This is a genomic window from Kitasatospora sp. NPDC058063 (assembly GCF_042885395.1).
GTDB classification, from domain to species: Bacteria; Actinomycetota; Actinomycetes; order Streptomycetales; family Streptomycetaceae; genus Kitasatospora; species Kitasatospora lactacystinica.
In genome coordinates this window covers 144252-162109 of sequence record NZ_JBHVSD010000009.1, presented here as the reverse complement: position 1 = coordinate 162109, position 17858 = coordinate 144252, and the positions used below count along the sequence as shown (strand labels likewise).

Here is a 17858-nt window from a genome sequence, read left to right as displayed (position 1 = left end):
ACATGCGCATATCCACTTCCGCCGCCGCGCTCGCCGTCGGTGGCTCTCTCGCACTGGCCGGCCTCATCGCGCCGGCCGCCCAGGCCGTCGGCGCCGACCAGGAGTGCCGCGGTCTCGGGGTCGCCAACCTCTACGGCGAATTCATCGAGGGCGACGACACCCACACCCCCGACGCCGAGGGCGCGGTCGCGGTCGGCGGCAACGCCGACTTCACCGGCGGCTTCTCGGTCGGCCAGGAGCTCACCGCGGCCCAGGTCGACGCGCTGCCCGGCAAGAACGCCCTGGTCGTGGCGGGCCGGATCACCGGCCACAACACCCAGGTGATGAAGGGCAACGGCGTCTTCGGCTCCAAGGCCGACGGCGCGGTGGCCCAGGCCCACGCCGGCACCGTCAACCAGGGCCCCTCGCCGATCGACTTCAAGGCCGAGTTCGCCAAGCTGCGCGCCGCCGCGACCTCGCTGGCCGCCGTGCCGCAGACCGCCGGCGCCACGGTCCAGGCCGAGGGCGCCAAGCTGACGTTCACCGGCGGGGACGCGAAGTACAACAGCTTCACCGTCGACGCGGCGAAGCTGCAGGGCGCCAAGGACGTCTTCCTCAAGGTGCCGGCCGGCTCGGTGACGGTGGTCAACGTGACCGGCGGCTCGTACGACATGGCGGCGGCCGGGACGACCGGCTTCCACCTGTGGGACGAGGGCAAGAAGGCCTTCGTGCTGGACGACAAGCTGCAGAGCGCCGCGGGCGGGGCGATCCGCTCCAAGCTGCTCTGGAACTTCCCGACCGCCACCAAGGTGGTCAAGAACAGTCAGGCCGCCTGGGCCGGGACCGTGCTCGCGCCGAACGCCGCCTTCGACCTCGGCAGCGGCGGTCCGGTCAACGGCTCGGTGATCGCCGCCTCGCTGACCGGCAAGGGCGGTGCGGAGACGCACCACTACCCCTTCACCGGCTGCCTGCCGGGCACCGTGCCGACGCCGTCCGGCACGCCGACGGTGCCGCCGACCGTGCCGAGCGGCTCGCCGTCGGCCACGCCGAGCGCCTCGACCTCCCCGAGCGCTTCGGCGAGCCCCTCGGGCGGCCCGTCCGCCCCGGCGACCGGCACGCCGGGCGCGAGCGGTTCGCCCAGCGCGTCCGCCACCGGCGCGACCACCGCCCCGTCGGCCTCGGGCAGCCCGTCCGCCCAGCCGGACGCGGGCGGCAACCTGGCGCACACCGGCTCCGGCCCGGTGCTGCCGCTGGCGATCGGCGGTGCGGTCGTGCTCGCGGCCGGTGGCGCGATCGTGGTGGCCGCCCGGCGCAAGGCGGCCAGGAAGGCCTGAGCCGGTCGAGCCCGCCCCGGCGGCGGCCCCGGCCGCGGAGGGGCGGAATCGACGGAAAGGCCGGAATGGCCCGCTGTTCGTCGGCTGACTGAATCGGAGCCCTCGGTGATTGAACCCGATCACCGAGGGCTCCGTTCTGTCTTGAAGGTGACGAAGTCCATTCAGCTTTGTCGAATCCGCGTTCCGCGAGGTGACGGCTGTGATGGGCTGGTCATGCACATCGGAAGACGGACGGACAGTCGATATCCGGTCGTACGGCGGGGTGTGGCGGGGTGCGGGAGTGCCGGTAGAGTCCCCCGGACAGTCGTAGCGGGCCACCGCGAACCACTCAACACGCCTGCTGCACAAGACCGTTCGGAGGGGAACAAAGTAATGGCACGACAGCAGCGGCACTTTGCGATCGGTGCGACGGCGCTTGCCGGAACGGCTGCGGCCGGTTTTCTCCTGCCCCTGGCGCTGGCCACCAATGCCTCGGCGCACGTGCCGAGTTGGACGGTGACCTGCGACAAGATCGTGATCGATCTGATCAACTACAGCGGCAACGAGACCGTGAAGAACACCGTCAGCCTCACCATCGACGGCGAGAAGGTCCTGGACGGCAAGATCTTCCCGAAGGAGTACCACGGCACCTTCCCGGTGAAGGATCACAACGCCCCGATCAAGGCGAACCTGGTGGTCACCACCACGGAGAACCCGAACGAGAAGGGCTGGAACATCAACGAGACCAAGACCATCGAGCCGTGCCACACGCCGACTCCCACCCCCACGCCCACCCCCACCAAGACGCCGACCCCGACGCCGACGCCGACGCCGACCGCGACCCCGACCCCCACGCCGTCGACCACGCCCCCGGCCACGCCGACCCCGTCGGCCACGCCCACCCCGAGCAAGACCCCGACGCCGACCCCGACGCCCACCACCAGTGCGCCGGCGCTCGCCCAGACCGGTAGCAGCGACTCGACCCCGATCATCGCGGCGGCCGGCGGCGGCGTGCTGCTGGTCGGCGGCGCGCTCGTCCTGCTCGCCCGCAAGCGCCGCGGCGGCAGCGAGAGCTGACACCCGGCCCGATGACCACGACGCCCCCCGGCCCGAAGCGGCCGGGGGGCGTCGTTCGTCGGTACTCGCCGACCTACTCCCAGCGGAAGAAGCGGGCGGCCGCGGCCAGCCCGAGCACCGACCAGCCGGCCAGGATGCCGAGGTCGGCCCACGGCACCCCGGCGCCGTTCTGGAGCACCGACCGCAGGCCGTCCGAGAGCGCCGAGATCGGCAGCAGCTCCAGCACCGACCGCACGGCCTCGGGGAACCTGGTCAGCGGCACGATCACCCCGCCGCCGAGCAGCAGCAGGACGAACACCAGGTTGGCGCCGGCCAGGGTGGCCTCGGCCTTCAGCGTGCCGGCCATCAGCAGGCCGAGCCCGGAGAAGGCGGCGGTGCCGAGGAAGAGCAGCGCGGCGACGGTCAGCGGGTCCCCGTGCGGGGACCAGCCGAGGGCCAGCGCGATCACCGACAGCAGCGCCACCTGCAGCGCCTCCGTCACCAGGACGCAGCCGGTCTTGGCGGTCAGCAGCGCCCAGCGCGGCAGCGGGCTGGCGCCGAGCCGCTTCAGGACGCCGTAGCGGCGCTCGAACCCGGTGGCGATGGCCTGGCCGGTGAAGGCGGTGGACATCACGGCCAGCGCCAGCAGGCCGGGCGCCAGGAAGTCGACCCGCTTGCCGGGGCCCTCGACCGCGACGACGTCCACGGCGGAGAACAGCACCAGCAGCACGGTCGGGATGACCACGGTGAGCAGCAGCTGCTCGCCGTTGCGCAGCAGCATCCGGGTCTCGAACGCGGTCTGGGCGAGCAGCATCCGGCCGACGGGCGCGGGGCCCGGTGCGGGGGAGTAGTCGGTGGTGGTGGCGCTCATGGTTCCCTCACTCCGTTCGCTCACGAGCGCAGCTCCCGTCCGGTCAGGTCGAGGAAGACGTCCTCCAGGCTGCGGCGCTGGACGGACAGCCGTTCGGGCAGGACGCCGGAGGCCGCGCACCAGCCGGTGACGGTGGCCACCAGCCTCGGGTCGACGGGCGCCTCGACGCGGTAGCTGCCGGGGGCGGTCTCGGTGGCCGTGGCGCCCTCGGGCAGCTCCTTGAGCAGCGGGCCGAGGTCGAGGCCGGGCGGGCCGTCGAAGCGCAGGGAGTCCTCGGCGCCGCCGCGGCACAGCTCCTCGACGGTGCCGTCGGCGATCACCCGGCCGCGGTCCACGACGGCGACCCGGTCGGCGAGCTGCTCGGCCTCGTCCATGTGGTGGGTGGTGACGACCACGGTGACGCCGTCCCGGCGCAGGTCGCGCACCAGCTCCCAGGTGGCCCGTCGGGCCTGCGGGTCGAGGCCCGCGGTGGGCTCGTCCAGGAAGACCAGCTCGGGGCGGCCGACCACGGCCATCGCCAGGGCGAGCCGCTGCTGCTGGCCGCCGGACAGCCGCCGGTAGGCGGTGCGGCCGCAGGAGCCGAGGCCGAGGCGCTCGACCAGGGCGTCCACGTCCAGCGGGTGGGCGTGCAGCTTGGCGGTGTGCCGCAGCATCTCGACGGCGCGCGCGCCCGCGTACACGCCGCCGGACTGCAGCATGACGCCGATCCGGGGCCGCAGCGCGGCGCTCTGGGCGACCGGGTCGAGGCCGAGGACCCGGACGGTGCCGGCGTCGGGGCGGCGGTAGCCCTCGCAGGTCTCGATGGTGGTGGTCTTGCCGGCGCCGTTGGGGCCGAGGACGGCGGTGATCGCGCCGGCCGGGATGGTGAGGTCGAGGCCGTCCACCGCGAGCTTGTCGTCGTAGCGTTTGACCAGCCCGGCGATCTGGACCGCGGGTTCGGAGTGCATACCGGCGAGTGTAAGAGGGCCTGACGCGCGGGCCGGACGGCGGCTCGATGATCGTTTTTGCAGGTCAGGTAAGGCTAACCTGCGTGACAGATGACACCGGTGAGGCCTGGATCACGGCTTGTCGCGGCGGAAGGAATTACGCAACACTGGTGTTGTGAAAAACATGCGCGAGCACGCCCAGCAGCAGGAGGCCGAGACGGCCTCCTCCTGCGACGTGCCCGTGACGGCGGCCGAGGTGCTGCTGGAGGGCCACCGGGCCACCCGGGACCGGGTCGCCCGGTCGATCCTGGACCACGGCCCCTCCTCCGCCGCCGACCTGGCGAACCGGCTCGGCCTCACCGCCGCCGCCGTCCGCCGCCACCTCGACGGGCTGGTCGCCACCCGTCTGGTCGAGTCCCGCGAACAGCGGGTCTACGGAAGCCGCGGCCGGGGCCGTCCGGCCAAGGTCTTCGCCCTCACCGACGCCGGCCGGGACGCCTTCTACCAGGCGTACGACCAGCTCGCCGCCGACGCGCTCCGCTGGATCGCGGACTCGGTGGGCGGCGGCAAGGCGGGGGAGGAGGCGGTCGCCGCCTTCGCCCGCGCCCGGTTCGGCCAGCAGGCCGAGAAGTACCTGGAGGCCCTGCGCATGGCCGCCGCCGGGGAACGCACCGAGGCGCTGGCCCAGGCGCTGAGCGCGGACGGGTACGCTGCCACGGTGCGGCGTGTCCCGTCGGCCGCGGCCAAGGCCCCGGCGGGCGCCCAGCTCTGCCAGCACCACTGCCCGGTCGCGCACATCGCCGAGCAGTTCCCGCAGCTCTGCGAGGCGGAGACCGAGGTCTTCTCCCGGCTCCTGGGCACCCATGTGCAACGGCTGGCCACGATCGCCCACGGCGACGGGGTCTGCACCACCTATGTGCCGGCACCCGGTGCCGCATCGTCGCCCGCCCAGCCCCCGGCGGGACGCGGCTCCGATGCAGTGCCGACTGCCGGTACGTCCACCGAAGATTCAGCGTCCGCGCGTTAGGAAGCTCGCATGACTGACACCGTTTCGCACCCCGAGCTCGAAGGCCTCGGCAATTACGAGTACGGCTGGGCCGACCCGGACACCGCCGGTGCCGCGGCCAAGCGCGGGCTCAGCGAGGAGGTCGTCCGCGACATCTCGGCGAAGAAGAACGAGTCCGAGTGGATGCTGAACCTGCGGCTCAAGGGCCTGAAGCTGTTCGGCAAGAAGCCCATGCCGACCTGGGGCTCCGACCTCTCCGGCATCGACTTCGACAACATCAAGTACTTCGTCCGCTCCACCGAGAAGCAGGCCGAGTCCTGGGAGGACCTGCCCGCGGACATCAAGGCCACCTACGACAAGCTCGGCATCCCGGAGGCGGAGAAGCAGCGCCTGGTCGCCGGTGTCGCCGCCCAGTACGAGTCCGAGGTCGTCTACCACCAGATCCGTGAGGACCTGGAGGAGCAGGGCGTCATCTTCCTGGACACCGACACCGCGCTGCGCGAGCACCCGGAGATCTTCAAGGAGTACTTCGGCACCGTCATCCCGGTCGGCGACAACAAGTTCGCCGCGCTGAACACGGCCGTGTGGTCCGGCGGCTCGTTCATCTACGTGCCGAAGGGCGTGCACGTCGACATCCCGCTGCAGGCCTACTTCCGGATCAACACCGAGAACATGGGCCAGTTCGAGCGGACGCTGATCATCGTCGACGAGGACGCCTACGTCCACTACGTCGAGGGCTGCACCGCCCCGATCTACTCCTCCGACTCGCTGCACTCGGCGGTCGTGGAGATCATCGTCAAGAAGGGCGGCCGCTGCCGCTACACGACCATCCAGAACTGGTCGAACAACGTCTACAACCTGGTCACCAAGCGCGCCGTGGCGTACGAGGGCGCGACCATGGAGTGGGTCGACGGCAACATCGGCTCCAAGGTCACCATGAAGTACCCGGCCGTCTACCTGATGGGCGAGCACGCCAAGGGCGAGACCCTGTCGATCGCCTTCGCGGGCGAGGGCCAGCACCAGGACGCCGGCGCCAAGATGGTGCACATGGCGCCGAACACCTCCTCCAACATCGTCTCCAAGTCGGTGGCGCGCGGCGGCGGCCGGACCTCCTACCGCGGCCTGATCGAGATCGGCGAGGGCTCCAAGGGCGCCAAGTCCAACGTGCTGTGCGACGCGCTGCTGGTGGACACCATCTCCCGCTCGGACACCTACCCGTACGTGGACGTCCGCGAGGACGACGTGTCCATGGGCCACGAGGCGACCGTCTCCAAGGTCAGCGAGGACCAGCTCTTCTACCTGATGAGCCGCGGCATGACCGAGTTCGAGGCGATGGCGATGATCGTCCGCGGCTTCGTCGAGCCGATCGCGCGCGAGCTGCCGATGGAGTACGCGCTGGAGCTCAACAGGCTGATCGAGCTGCAGATGGAGGGCGCGGTCGGCTGACCCCAGGCCGCCGCCGCCGTCCACTCATTTCCGAGGAAGAGAGCACTACGAACAGCCATGGCTGAGCAGAACACCACCGGCTCCACCACCGCCGGGTCGATCGAGGTCGGCACCGCCGGCGCGGGCGCGCAGCTCGCCGGCCCCGGCACCGGCCGCACCGCGGTCCAGCAGCCGATCGACGCGCGCGTCGCGGTCAAGCCGTCCTTCGACGTGAACGACTTCCCGGTGCCCACCGGCCGCGAGGAGGACTGGCGGTTCACCCCGCTGCACCGCCTCGGCGGGCTGCACGACGGCACCGCCGCCTCCGCCCCGCGCGGTGAGGACAAGGTCGAGTTCACGCTGCCGGACGGCGTCACCGCCGAGACCGTCGGCCGGGACGACGCCCGCCTGGGCAAGGCCGGCAAGCCGGTCGACCGGGTCGCCGCGCAGGCGTTCAGCGCCTTCGAGCAGGCGCTGGTGGTCACCGTCCCCAAGGAGTCGGTGCTGGCCGAGCCGGTCAGGATCGACGTGCGCGGCGAGGGCGGGGTCCGCTTCGCCCACGTGGTGATCGACGTCAAGCCGTTCGCCGAGGCCGTCGTGGTGCTGAACCACGAGGGCACCGGCACCCGGGCCGCCAACGTCGAGCTGCTGGTCGGCGAGGGCGCCAAGCTCACCTTCGTCTCCGTGCAGGACTGGGAGCGCGACGCCGTCCACGCCGCCCAGCACAACGCGCTGATCGGCCGGGACGCCTCGTTCAAGTCCGTGGCCGTCACCTTCGGCGGCGACCTGGTCCGCCTGCACCCGCGGGTCACCTACGCGGGCCCCGGCGGCGAGGCCGAGCTGTTCGGCCTCTACTTCGCCGACGCCGGCCAGCACCTGGAGCACCGCCTGGTGATCGACCACGACACGCCGCACTGCCGGTCGAACGTGGCGTACAAGGGCGCGCTCCAGGGCCAGGACGCGCACGCGGTCTGGGTCGGCGACGTGCTGATCCGCGCCGCCGCGGTCGGCACCGACACCTACGAGCTCAACCGGAACCTGGTGCTCACCGACGGCGCCCGGGTCGACTCGATCCCGAACCTGGAGATCGAGACCGGCGAGATCGTCGGCGCCGGCCACGCCTCGGCGACCGGCCGCTTCGACGACGAGCAGCTGTTCTACCTGCAGGCCCGCGGCATCCCGGCCGACGAGGCCCGCCGCCTGGTCGTGCGCGGCTTCTTCGCCGAGCTGCTCCAGCAGATCGGCGTGGCCGAGGTCCAGGACCAGCTCATGGAGAAGATCGACGCCGAGCTGGAATCGGCGGTCTGAACGCGATGACCTTCCTCCGTGCCTGCGCGCTGAGCGACCTCCAGGAGGACGTTCCCAAGCGCGTGGACCTCAACGGCGTGCCGGTCTCCGTCGTCCGTACCGACGAGGGGGTGTTCGCGGTCAACGACACCTGCTCGCACGCGAACGTCTCGCTCTCCGAGGGCGAGGTCGAGGACTGCATGATCGAGTGCTGGCTGCACGGCTCCAGCTTCGACCTGCGCACCGGCAAGCCGTCCGGCCTGCCCGCCACCAAGCCGGTCGCTGTCTACCCCGTAAAGATCGAAGGGGACGATGTGCTCGTCTCCGTCAACCAGGAGTCCTGAGTACACATGGCAACCCTTGAAATCCGCGACCTGCACGTCTCCGTGGACGCCGAGAACGGCCCGCGCGAGATCCTGAAGGGCGTGGACCTGACCGTGAAGCAGGGCGAGACCCACGCCATCATGGGTCCGAACGGCTCCGGCAAGTCCACCCTCGCCTACTCGCTGGCCGGCCACCCCAAGTACACCGTCACCGGCGGCTCGGTGCTGCTGGACGGCGAGGACGTCCTGGAGATGTCCGTCGACGAGCGTGCCAAGGCCGGCGTCTTCCTGGCCATGCAGTACCCGGTCGAGGTCCCCGGCGTCTCGGTCAGCAACTTCCTGCGCACCGCCGCCACCGCCGTCCGCGGCGAGGCCCCCAAGCTGCGGCTGTGGGTGAAGGAGGTCAAGGAGGCGATGGCCGCCCTCCAGATGGACCCGGCCTTCGCCGAGCGCAACGTCAACGAGGGCTTCTCCGGCGGTGAGAAGAAGCGCCACGAGATCCTCCAGCTGGAGCTGCTCAAGCCGAAGATCGCGATCCTCGACGAGACCGACTCCGGCCTGGACGTCGACGCGCTGCGCATCGTCTCCGAGGGCATCAACCGGGTCCGCTCGACCGGCGAGGTCGGCACCCTGCTGGTGACCCACTACACCCGCATCCTGCGGTACATCAAGCCCGACCACGTCCACGTCTTCGCGGGCGGCCGCATCGTCGAGTCCGGCGGCGCCGAGCTGGCCGACAAGCTGGAGGAAGAGGGCTACGAGTCGTATGTGAAGGGGGGCGCGTCCGAGTGACCCATCCGTTTGCGGGACTGCTCGACACCGACGCGATCCGCAAGGACTTCCCGGTCCTCCAGCGGGTGCTGCACGACGACAAGCCGCTGGTCTACCTGGACAACGCGGCTACCTCGCAGAAGCCGCGCCAGGTGCTGGACGCCCTGAACGCCTACTACGAGCGGCACAACGCCAACGTCCACCGCGGCGTGCACGTGCTCGCCGAGGAGGCCACGGCGCTGTACGAGGGCGCCCGGGACAAGGTCGCGGCCTTCGTCAACGCGCCGAGCCGCAACGAGGTGATCTTCACCAAGAACGCCTCGGAGTCGCTCAACCTCGTCGCCAACATGCTGGCCTGGGCCGACGAGCCCTACCGGGTGGACGCCGACTCCGAGATCGTCATCACGGAGATGGAGCACCACTCCAACATCGTCCCGTGGCAGCTGCTGTCGCAGCGCAGCGGCGCGAAGCTCAAGTGGTTCGGGCTGACCGACGAGGGCCGGCTCGACCTGTCGAACATCGACGAGCTGATCACCGAGAAGACCAAGGTGGTCTCCTTCACCCTGGTCTCCAACCTGCTCGGCACGATCAACCCGGTCGAGACGATCGTCCGCAAGGCCCAGTCGGTCGGCGCCCTGGTCGTCATCGACGCCTCGCAGGCCGCGCCGCACATGGTGATGGACGTGCAGGCGCTGGAGGCCGACTTCGTCGCGTTCACCGGCCACAAGATGCTGGCCCCGACCGGCATCGGCGTGCTCTGGGGCCGCCAGGAGCTGCTGGAGGACCTCCCGCCGTTCCTCGGCGGCGGCGAGATGATCGAGACCGTCACCATGGGCTCGTCCACCTACGCCCCGGCGCCCCACAAGTTCGAGGCCGGCACCCCGCCGATCGCCCAGGCGGTCGGGCTCGGCGCGGCCATCGACTACCTCCAGGGCATCGGCATGGAGAAGATCGCGGCGCACGAGCACGCGATCACCGAGTACGCCGTCGAGCGGCTGCTGGAGGTCCCGGACCTGCGGATCATCGGCCCGCGCACGGCCGTGGACCGCGGTGCCGCGATCTCCTTCACCCTCGGCGACATCCACCCGCACGACGTGGGCCAGGTGCTGGACGAGCAGGGCATCGCCGTGCGCGTCGGCCACCACTGCGCGCGGCCGGTGTGCCTGCGGTACGGAATTCCGGCGACCACGCGGGCGTCGTTCTATCTGTACTCGACGCCGGGCGAGGTCGACGCGCTGATCGACGGCCTGCACCACGTCCGGAACTTCTTCGGCTGAGGGACGGGGCAGGACGACCATGAAGCTCGACTCGATGTACCAGGACATCATCCTGGACCACTACCGCAACCCGCACGGCAAGGGGCTGCGGGACGGCGACGCCGAGGTGCACCACGTCAACCCGACGTGCGGCGACGAGATCACCCTGCGGGTGAAGCTCGACGGCGCCACCGTCACCGACGTCTCGTACGAGTCGCAGGGCTGTTCGATCAGCCAGGCGAGCGCCTCGGTGCTCAACGACCTGGTGGTCGGCAAGACCGTGGGCGAGGCGCAGGCGGTCCAGGAGGCCTTCCTGGAGCTGATGCAGAGCAAGGGCCAGGGCGAGGGCGACGAGGAGGTGCTGGAGGACGCGGTCGCGTTCGCCGGCGTCTCCAAGTACCCGGCCCGGGTCAAGTGCGCCCTGCTCAGCTGGATGGCCTGGAAGGACGCCACCGCCCAGGCGCTCGCCCAGAACCCCGCCGTGAACGACTGACCCCGCAGAGGAGGACAAGACCATGAGTGACGAGAGCACCACCACCGGCACCGAGGCCCCCGCTGCGGAGCAGCAGACCGGTCTCATCGTCGGCACCACCGCCGGCACCGTCTCGGTCGAGGACCTGACCGAGGCCCTGATGGACGTCGTCGACCCCGAACTGGGCATCGACGTCGTCAACCTGGGCCTGATCTACGGCATCCACATCGACGAGTCCGACGTGGCCACCATCGACATGACGCTCACCTCGGCGGCCTGCCCGCTGACCGACGTCATCGAGGACCAGGCCAAGACCGCCACCGACGGCCTGGTGCAGGACCTGCGCATCAACTGGGTCTGGATGCCGCCGTGGGGCCCGGACAAGATCACCGACGACGGCCGCGACCAGCTCCGCGCCCTCGGCTTCAACGTCTGAGGACGTTCGTCGATCGTCAACCTGCTGCCGCGCGAACCGAGGGGGGCGCGGGGGCGGGGGGTTTCGGCGCCCCGCTCCGCCCGCGGGGGGGGGCCCGCCCCGGCCCGGGCCGCGCGCCGCCCGGCCTGGCGGCGCGCGGCGCTGATGGAGCAGGGCGGCGTGGTTCAGGCGGCGATGTGTGCAGGTCGACTGCCGGTCATCGCGGAGCGCATTGCGGTTCGGACCCGGGCGGCACCCGCGGCTGCCACGTCCGCGCCCTGGCCGACCGTGAGGGTTCGGGTTGCCAGGCCGGCGCACGGGCGGCAGATGCCCGGTCGGGGCACGGGGTCGTGGCACGTGGCGCACTCGGAGTACCGGGCCGGTGGCCGTGCGGCGGGCCGCGCGGGCGGCATCTTGTGCTCCAGGCGGTAGCGGAGCACGGCGGCCGCCGAGTGCACCGGGGTGGGCAGGCCCGGCAGCAGGGCCTGGGCCAGGTCGGCGTGGGCCGCGCCGCGTTGCAGCCACTGTGCGACGAGGGGCGCGAGTTCGGCGGCTTCGGCCTCGCCCAGGCGCAGTCGGGGCTCGGGGCGGATCACCCGGAACAGCGTGGCGACCGCCTCGCGGACCTCTTCGGTCTCGAAATCCTCCTCCCGTCCTTCTGATTCGGCGTTGTCGGCCGGACTCGCGGGGAGGGTGGGTTCTTGCTGCCGGTCCTTTACAACAGGGCTGCCAGCGCGCCCGGTGGCCGCTCCACCGGGAGCCGGACGGGTGGCATCCGGCGCGAACCATGGTGTGTCGTACACGTGGGTCTCGGTGCGGATGGTGCCGTCCGGCATGCGGATCTTCTCAACGCGGTAGAAGCCCGCGTCGGTCAGCTCCTTCAGGGCCTTGCGGATCGCTCCGCGCCCCTGCGGGCTGGAGTCGGCCATGTGCCGACCGTCCTCCCGCCAGCCGTCGGGTCGGGAGAGGAGGTCCGCGAGCAGGCCTCGGGCGGTGTAGCTCAACCGCCGGTACTGAAGCACGGCGTTGGGCAGCACGGTGAAGTTGCGCACGTGGGCGCTACGATGGACACGCATCGGGAGTTTTGGCTCCTGTTGCCGGACCCCGGGGTGTTACCAGCACCGCCGGGGTCGCCTGTTTTCGATTGGATTACGGAACGTATCACGGCAATTGACACTGCGTGAGGCGTTTGGGGTCGATGAGCAGCTGCCGACTTGCGGTTACCTGGTGGCCAGGAGGTCCCCGCCTTCGACGGCCGCGCGCAGGACGGTGGCGAAGTCCTGGGGCAGGAGGTTGACCGCGTCGAGGGCTTCGGTGGTGAGGGGGATTTCCTCCAGGAGGTACTCGCCTCGGCCTTCCTGGCTGAACTCGGGACCGGTGCGGTCCTTGAAGCTCCACTTCTCGACGGTGGCGAGGTAGAAGTTCTGGCGCTCGTCGCCGGTTTCGACGGTGTGGAGGAGGCGGACGATCTCGGCTTCGCCGGCGATCTCCTCGCGGACCTCGCGCAGCAGGGCGTCCTCGGGACCGGCGTCGGTCGGCTCGATCCTGCCACCGACGATCACCCAGTACGGGGCGATGCCGGGGCGGATGCGCTTGATCAACAGCAGGGTGTCGTGCGGGGTGAGGAGTACGGCTCGGACGCGGTGCTGCATGGTGGCTTGCTTCCTGTTCGGTGGGATGGGCCGGTCGGTGGAGGAGCCAGCCGCCGTCGACGTGCCACGACTGGCCGGTGATGAAGGACGCACTGGGGTCGGCGAGGAAGGCGATGTCCTCGGGGCGGCCCCGGTCAAGGAAGGCCGGGGCCGCCGGCACGACACCATGCAGAGGTCCCGAGCGATCACCGCAGTCCGGCTCGCCCGCGCCCAGCTCGGGCAGGGCGATCTGGAGCCCGCGATCGCAACCGCCATGTTCGTCCCGGTCGAGGACTCCGCGCATCCCCGCGTCACCTGGATGCTGGCCGCCTTCGGCACCTCGCTGAACGAGCGGGCCGGCGGAAGTGGCCCGGACCACACTTGGACGGCGTACGCCCACAACACCTGGAGGACCACCGCGTGACCGTCGAACTCCGTCACCACACCACCCTGCCCCCCGGGGCCCGGCAGGACCTGCTGGACGTGTACAGCGACGTGCGGGCCCCACTGCTGCACCTGCCGAACTACCGCGTCGACGTGTTCGCCGAACGCCTCGACCGGCATGCCACCGAGCCCGGCTTCGAGCTCGTCCTCGGCTACGACGGTGAGGTACCGATCGGCTACGCCTACGGCAACACGATCGAGGCGGGTGACCGCTACTGGAAGCGCATGACCGAGCCCCTTCCGGACGGCTGCACCGAAGCCCCGGCTCTGGCCATCAAGGAAATCGGCGTCCGGAGCCCATGGCGGGGCACGGGTGCCGCCCGCCGGATCCACGACGAGCTGCTGCTTCGCCGCGTTGAGGGCCGTGTCACCCTTCTGGTCAACCCGCTCGCCGGGGACGGCAAGGTCCAGCGGCTCTACGAGATGTGGGGCTACCAGGCGTTCAACGCGCAACAGCCCTCTCCGGACTCGCCCCGGCTGACCGCGATGATCCGCCCGATCCACTGAGCCTCGGGCGTCACCATCTCCTCGGCCACGACGCAAACCACATGTGGACGGCCTTCGAGCCCACTGGCGTCGTCGCCCAGGTTCTCGCTGTGCTCCATCAGCGCCGCGTGCCGCCTGGCGGGGCGGCGCGCGGCGAGGGCGGGGCGGGAACCCGCCGGCAGGCGGGTGGGGGGTGGATGGTGGGGAACGGCGGTGGACTTGTTCAACGAAGCAGATGATGCGCGGGTGCTCACCCGGTGGCGGAGACGTCGCTGCCCGGGACTTCTTCGGAAGTCCCGGGCAGCGACGCTTCGGTGTTCGAGGGGGTCAGGCTGTTGCCCCGGGTTTGCGGGCGACGGCCATCGCGAGGGCGGCGCAGGCGACGGCGGCGACGGCGGCGAAGCCGCTGACCGACGGGAGGAGGCCGTAGGTCTGGACGAGGGCGCCGAGGGCGATGATGGGGGCGGAGCTGCCGAGGTAGACGATGACCCAGAGGGTGCTCAGCTCGGAGCCGCGGCGTTCCGGGTTCATCGCGCCGACGGCGGCGGTGAACAGGGAGCGGAAGGCCACGCCCTGGGAGATTCCGCCGAGGACGCTGCCGATGAAGAGCAGCGCCGGGGTGCCGGTGTACTGGGCGGCGACGACCAGGCCGAGGCCGGCGGCGAGGCCTGCCATGCCGAGGGCGGTCACCACGCGGTCCGAGGTCGGCGGGACGAGCAGCTGGGTGGCGGCCGAGGAGCCGAGCAGGAGGGCCGCCACGATCGCGCCGACCAGTTTGGAGTCGGTGTGCAGCAGCTGGGCGGCGAAGGCCGGGGCCAAGCTGAGGTAGACGCCGAACACCGCGTAGGAGATGAAGCCGGCGGTGGCGGCGAGCAGGAATTCGCGGCGCCCGGTGCGGGGCAGCCGCAGGCGCTGCGGGCGCAGGTGGGCCGGGGTGGTGATGCGGGGCGGGGAGGCCGGCGGGCGGCTGCGGCCGGGCATCCGGGGGTGGAGGAGGGCCAGCGGCACGCAGAGCGCCAGCAGGGCGACGGCGTGCAGCAGGAACGGGGTGAGCAGCGGGTCGGAGCCGCCGGCCAGCAGGGCGCCGACCACCGGGCCGAGCGCGACGCCGCCCGCCGAGCAGGCCAGGGTGATCTTGGCGGCCTGGGTCGGCCGGTCGGGCAGCAGGTCGCCGAGGGCGGCCCCGGCGGCGCCGGTGGACAGGCCGACGGCGATGCCCTGGACGGCTCGGCCGGCGGCGAGCTGCCAGAAGCTGCCGGAGGTGGCGAACACGACGTCGCCGGCGGCGGCCAGCGCGACGGCGGGCAGGATCAGGGCGCGTCGGCCGAGGTGGTCGGACCAGTGGCCGACCACGGCCAGCACCGGGACCAGCGCCAGTACGTAGATCGCGAACAGGACGGTGGTGTCGAGCGCGGTGAGGTGCAGCCGCTGCTGGAGGAGCGAGTAGATCGGCGTCGCGAGGTTGGCGCCGATCAGCATCAGCAGCAGGGCGGCGGCCACCAGGCCGACGCGGACGCCGCGCAGCGCGTTCCAGCGGCTGATCGCGGCGAGCTGGAGCTGGGCGCGCGGCGCGAGCTCCAGGGGAAGCAGGGCCTCCGACAGTCGGCGTCCGTCGAGCTGCGCGGTGCGCAGGCCGGAGCCGGCGGGGGAGAGGTCCGCCATGGCAGGGGTCTCCTGTGGCCGGGCACCACCGGGGTCGGCGGGGTTGTGCCGGCGCGCCCGTCCGGAGGCGCTGTGGTGGTGGCCGCGGGTACGGGCTCCCTGGTGGGGCGAGGTGAGCTGAAGAGGGCCCCTCCGGCCCGGGGTCGGGCGGAGGGCGGTTGGGCTTCGTTGCCCCGGTGGCAGGCGCGGGGTGTGCGCGCTACCAGACCGAAGGATAAGGGGTGGGCGCGCGTCCATGGCGCGCGCCCCTGGGTGCGCCCCGTACGGCCGGGCATCGGGGGTGCCCGGCCTATACGCTGAGGTGATGGATCGGTACGCGGCGCTGTTGGGCTGACCGCTGGCTGAGGGAGAGCGCACAACGATGGCCGGACGACGTCGCAAGAACACCGGGGCTTCGGCGGGGGAGGGCGCGGCCGAGGCGGTGCTGCCCGCGGACCTGGAGCTCCAGGACCTCTACGGGGCGTTCGCCGCGCACGGGCTGGACGACGAGGACCTGGACGACGCGGCGGTCCTGGTCCCGCCGGTGAAGCTGCCCGCCGAGCGGGAGCTGGCCGAGCAGGCGAAGGCCGTACCGATGTTCGGGTACGCGCTGGTGCTGGCCCGCTGGGCCGCCCCGCACCGGGAGGTGGACGAGTTCGGCGACCTGGTCGAGGCGGACCGGGCACCCGCGGCCCGGCTGCTGGGCCTGGCCCCGGCCGAGGGCGAGGTGCCCGAGGAGGCCGAGGTCGAGGCACTGCGGGCCTGGTCGCTGGCCTGCGACCTGGACCTGGTGGAGCTCGGCACGACCGCGGACGGCGAGCACGTCGCCGTCCCGGGCCCGGACCTGGAACCCGCCGAGCAGGGCGACCCGGAGACCGTCCTGGAGCTGTGGCTGACCGCCGCCGGGATCGTCCGGGAGCTGGCCGTCGAGGCGGACTCCGTCCCGGAGGGGGCCGAGGGCGGGGCGGAACCGGCCGGGGACGGCGCGGACGAGGAGGAGGACGAGGACGGGCTCTCCGAGGTCGAGGAGGCCCGCGACGAGGCCGCCGAGCTGCTGGACGAGGCCCTGCAGGTGCTCTACGAGACCACCGCCTTCGCCGAGCCGGGCAACGAGACCGTGCCGCTGGGCGTGCTGGCCGCGCTGCTGGTCGTCCCGGAGGGCGAGGAGCCCAGCGAGGAGCTGCTCGGCGACATCACGGACGTGATGGTCGCGCTGGACCCGATGCTGGGCGACCTCGCCGAGCTCGGCCTGCTGGACTACCGCCCGATCGACCCCGAGCTGTTCGACGAGGAGGACGGCGAGGAGCCCGCCGCGGTCGGCGAGGAGCCGCTGGACGAGGAGGAGTCGGCCCGCTTCGGGCTGGTCCGGCTCACCCCGCTCGGCCAGTACGGCATCCGGCAGTGGCTGCTGGAGGACGGCTACGACGCCCCGCTGGTCGGCGACCTGGCCCGGGGGAACGCGGCCGAGCTGCTGCGCGGGGTGTGCGAGTCCGCCAACGTGCTGCCGGAGGAGGAGCTGCGGGTGTGGACCGCCGACCGGGAGCCGGTGGCGGCGGCGCGCGAGCTGCTCGCGGCGGCGCGCGGTACCGACGGCTACGGCCCGCTGCGCCGGATGCTCTGCGTCTCGGCGCTCAACCTGCTCGGACCGGACGCGGAGCCGGCCGTCCGGGAGGCCATGGACGACCCGGAGCTGGGTGGCGCGGCGCGGGCCTGGCTGGCCGCGCAGGGCGCGACGGACGTGCCGGTGCCGGACCGGGCGATGGCGCTGTGGACGGTGGTCGACACCTTCGCCGCCCAGCTGCTGGACAACGGCGGGGACGCCGAGCTGCTCCGCGAACTGATCACCGACCTGCCGGTGAACGGCGATCCGGCCGGGTGGTTCGGCGAGCTGTGGCGGGTCGACCACCCGTACACGGCGGACGTCCTGGAGGCGATCGGGGAGCTGCACCCGGACCGGGCGCTGGCCAAGGAGGCGCGCAAGGCCGCCTTCAAGGCGCGCTCCAGGAGCTGAGCCTCCCGGCCTTCACGGAGTGGGCCGAGCCGGGCCCGGGTCACGGAAGGTCCAGCGAGCCGTCCTCGGTGAAGGGGAAGAACGGGTTGTGGGCCAGCTCCCAGAGGTGGCCGTCCGGGTCCTCGAAGTAGCCGGAGTAGCCGCCCCAGTCGGTCGGGACCGGCGGCTTGACCACCACGGCGCCGGCCTCCACCGCCGTCCGCAGTGCGGCGTCCACCAGGGCGGGGGACTCCAGGTTCACCGCGAGGGTGACGCCGCGGAAGGAGGGCTCGCCGGCGGGGGGCAGGCCCGCGTCGGCGGCCAGCTCCTCGGTGGGGAAGAGCCCGAGCGCCGAGTCGGCGGTGCGGAACCAGACGATCTCCGGGCTGGAGGCGGCGGAGCGCTTCCAGCCGAGCGCCTCGTAGAAGCGGGCGCTGCGGTCGAGGTCGGTCACCCCGAGGGTGACGATGCTGATCCGGGCGGGGAAGGCGCCCGGCCGGGTCCGGTCCTGGGCGGCGCCGTCGTGCGCCGCCCCGTTCTGTGCTGCCGCGTTCTGTGCTGTCATG

At 72.0% G+C, this 17858-nt stretch carries 19 protein-coding genes; 13 read left to right on the top strand and 6 right to left on the bottom strand.

Annotation, left to right across the window (positions count from 1 at the left end; genetic code table 11):
* Window positions 1-2: 2 nt before the first annotated feature.
* Window positions 3-1313, top strand: coding sequence for a choice-of-anchor A family protein (locus ACFVUY_RS17910; RefSeq protein WP_387730883.1), 1311 nt, complete (start codon window positions 3-5; stop codon window positions 1311-1313).
* Window positions 1314-1685: 372 nt separating this feature from the next.
* Complete coding sequence (locus ACFVUY_RS17905; protein WP_387730880.1) at window positions 1686-2369, top strand: LAETG motif-containing sortase-dependent surface protein; 684 nt, start codon at window positions 1686-1688, stop codon at window positions 2367-2369.
* A 73-nt stretch (window positions 2370-2442) separates the two neighbouring features.
* Here ACFVUY_RS17905 and ACFVUY_RS17900 read toward each other — a convergent pair whose 3' ends face one another.
* Both ACFVUY_RS17900 and ACFVUY_RS17895 read right to left on the bottom strand, forming a co-directional pair.
* A complete protein-coding gene (locus tag ACFVUY_RS17900; protein ID WP_387685651.1) occupies window positions 2443-3219 on the bottom strand; it encodes an ABC transporter permease in 777 nt (258 codons plus the stop codon).
* Between the two features lie 20 nt (window positions 3220-3239).
* Window positions 3240-4166, bottom strand: a complete 927-nt coding sequence (locus ACFVUY_RS17895) for an ABC transporter ATP-binding protein (protein ID WP_387685653.1) — start codon at window positions 4164-4166, stop codon at window positions 3240-3242.
* Window positions 4167-4329: 163 nt separating this feature from the next.
* Between ACFVUY_RS17895 and ACFVUY_RS17890 the strand changes: the two genes are divergently transcribed.
* From ACFVUY_RS17890 to ACFVUY_RS17855, 8 genes are read left to right on the top strand one after another with little or no spacing between them, the layout of a single operon-like run.
* Complete coding sequence (locus ACFVUY_RS17890) at window positions 4330-5172, top strand: helix-turn-helix transcriptional regulator (protein ID WP_387685656.1); 843 nt, start codon at window positions 4330-4332, stop codon at window positions 5170-5172.
* A gap of 9 nt (window positions 5173-5181) precedes the next feature.
* Complete coding sequence (gene sufB, locus ACFVUY_RS17885) at window positions 5182-6597, top strand: Fe-S cluster assembly protein SufB (protein WP_387685659.1); 1416 nt, start codon at window positions 5182-5184, stop codon at window positions 6595-6597.
* A gap of 57 nt (window positions 6598-6654) precedes the next feature.
* Window positions 6655-7884 carry a Fe-S cluster assembly protein SufD gene (gene sufD / locus ACFVUY_RS17880; protein WP_387685661.1) on the top strand — a complete coding sequence of 410 codons (1230 nt, stop codon included), beginning with the start codon at window positions 6655-6657 and terminating at the stop codon, window positions 7882-7884.
* Window positions 7885-7889: 5 nt separating this feature from the next.
* A complete protein-coding gene (locus ACFVUY_RS17875) occupies window positions 7890-8207 on the top strand; it encodes a bifunctional 3-phenylpropionate/cinnamic acid dioxygenase ferredoxin subunit (RefSeq protein ID WP_359905302.1) in 318 nt (105 codons plus the stop codon).
* Window positions 8208-8213: 6 nt separating this feature from the next.
* On the top strand, window positions 8214-8978 hold the full coding sequence (gene sufC / locus ACFVUY_RS17870) for a Fe-S cluster assembly ATPase SufC (RefSeq protein ID WP_380548925.1): 765 nt from the start codon (window positions 8214-8216) through the stop codon (window positions 8976-8978).
* Complete coding sequence (locus ACFVUY_RS17865; RefSeq protein WP_387685665.1) at window positions 8975-10234, top strand: cysteine desulfurase; 1260 nt, start codon at window positions 8975-8977, stop codon at window positions 10232-10234. The genes sufC and ACFVUY_RS17865 overlap by 4 nt, the downstream gene beginning before the upstream one ends.
* Before the next feature lie 19 nt (window positions 10235-10253).
* Window positions 10254-10706, top strand: coding sequence for a Fe-S cluster assembly sulfur transfer protein SufU (gene sufU / locus ACFVUY_RS17860; RefSeq protein WP_380548922.1), 453 nt, complete (start codon window positions 10254-10256; stop codon window positions 10704-10706).
* 22 nt (window positions 10707-10728) lie between these two features.
* On the top strand, window positions 10729-11121 hold the full coding sequence (locus ACFVUY_RS17855; RefSeq protein WP_387685667.1) for a metal-sulfur cluster assembly factor: 393 nt from the start codon (window positions 10729-10731) through the stop codon (window positions 11119-11121).
* Between the two features lie 164 nt (window positions 11122-11285).
* On the opposite strand, the gene ACFVUY_RS17850 is transcribed toward ACFVUY_RS17855, so the two are convergent.
* Together ACFVUY_RS17850 and ACFVUY_RS17845 are read right to left on the bottom strand one after the other, a co-directional pair.
* Window positions 11286-12176 carry a hypothetical protein gene (locus ACFVUY_RS17850; protein ID WP_387730877.1) on the bottom strand — a complete coding sequence of 297 codons (891 nt, stop codon included), beginning with the start codon at window positions 12174-12176 and terminating at the stop codon, window positions 11286-11288.
* A gap of 144 nt (window positions 12177-12320) precedes the next feature.
* On the bottom strand, window positions 12321-12752 hold the full coding sequence (locus tag ACFVUY_RS17845; RefSeq protein ID WP_387730874.1) for an NUDIX domain-containing protein: 432 nt from the start codon (window positions 12750-12752) through the stop codon (window positions 12321-12323).
* Between the two features lie 166 nt (window positions 12753-12918).
* On the opposite strand from ACFVUY_RS17845, the gene ACFVUY_RS17840 reads away from it, so the two are divergent.
* Entirely contained in the window at window positions 12919-13155 is a 237-nt protein-coding gene (locus ACFVUY_RS17840) for a hypothetical protein (RefSeq protein WP_387730871.1), read from the top strand.
* Window positions 13152-13682 (top strand): GNAT family N-acetyltransferase, encoded by a 531-nt coding sequence (locus ACFVUY_RS17835; RefSeq protein WP_387730868.1) that lies wholly within the window; start codon window positions 13152-13154, stop codon window positions 13680-13682. Before ACFVUY_RS17840 ends, ACFVUY_RS17835 begins: the two co-directional genes overlap by 4 nt.
* Window positions 13683-13988: 306 nt before the next feature.
* Here the strand turns inward: ACFVUY_RS17835 and ACFVUY_RS17830 are convergent, their stop codons facing one another.
* Window positions 13989-15323, bottom strand: coding sequence for an MFS transporter (locus tag ACFVUY_RS17830; protein WP_387730865.1), 1335 nt, complete (start codon window positions 15321-15323; stop codon window positions 13989-13991).
* A gap of 361 nt (window positions 15324-15684) precedes the next feature.
* Between ACFVUY_RS17830 and ACFVUY_RS17825 the strand changes: the two genes are divergently transcribed.
* Window positions 15685-17313, top strand: a complete 1629-nt coding sequence (locus ACFVUY_RS17825; protein ID WP_387685683.1) for a hypothetical protein — start codon at window positions 15685-15687, stop codon at window positions 17311-17313.
* Window positions 17314-17353: 40 nt separating this feature from the next.
* On the opposite strand, the gene ACFVUY_RS17820 is transcribed toward ACFVUY_RS17825, so the two are convergent.
* Window positions 17354-17857 carry a VOC family protein gene (locus ACFVUY_RS17820; RefSeq protein ID WP_387730862.1) on the bottom strand — a complete coding sequence of 168 codons (504 nt, stop codon included), beginning with the start codon at window positions 17855-17857 and terminating at the stop codon, window positions 17354-17356.
* Window position 17858: the final 1 nt, after the last annotated feature.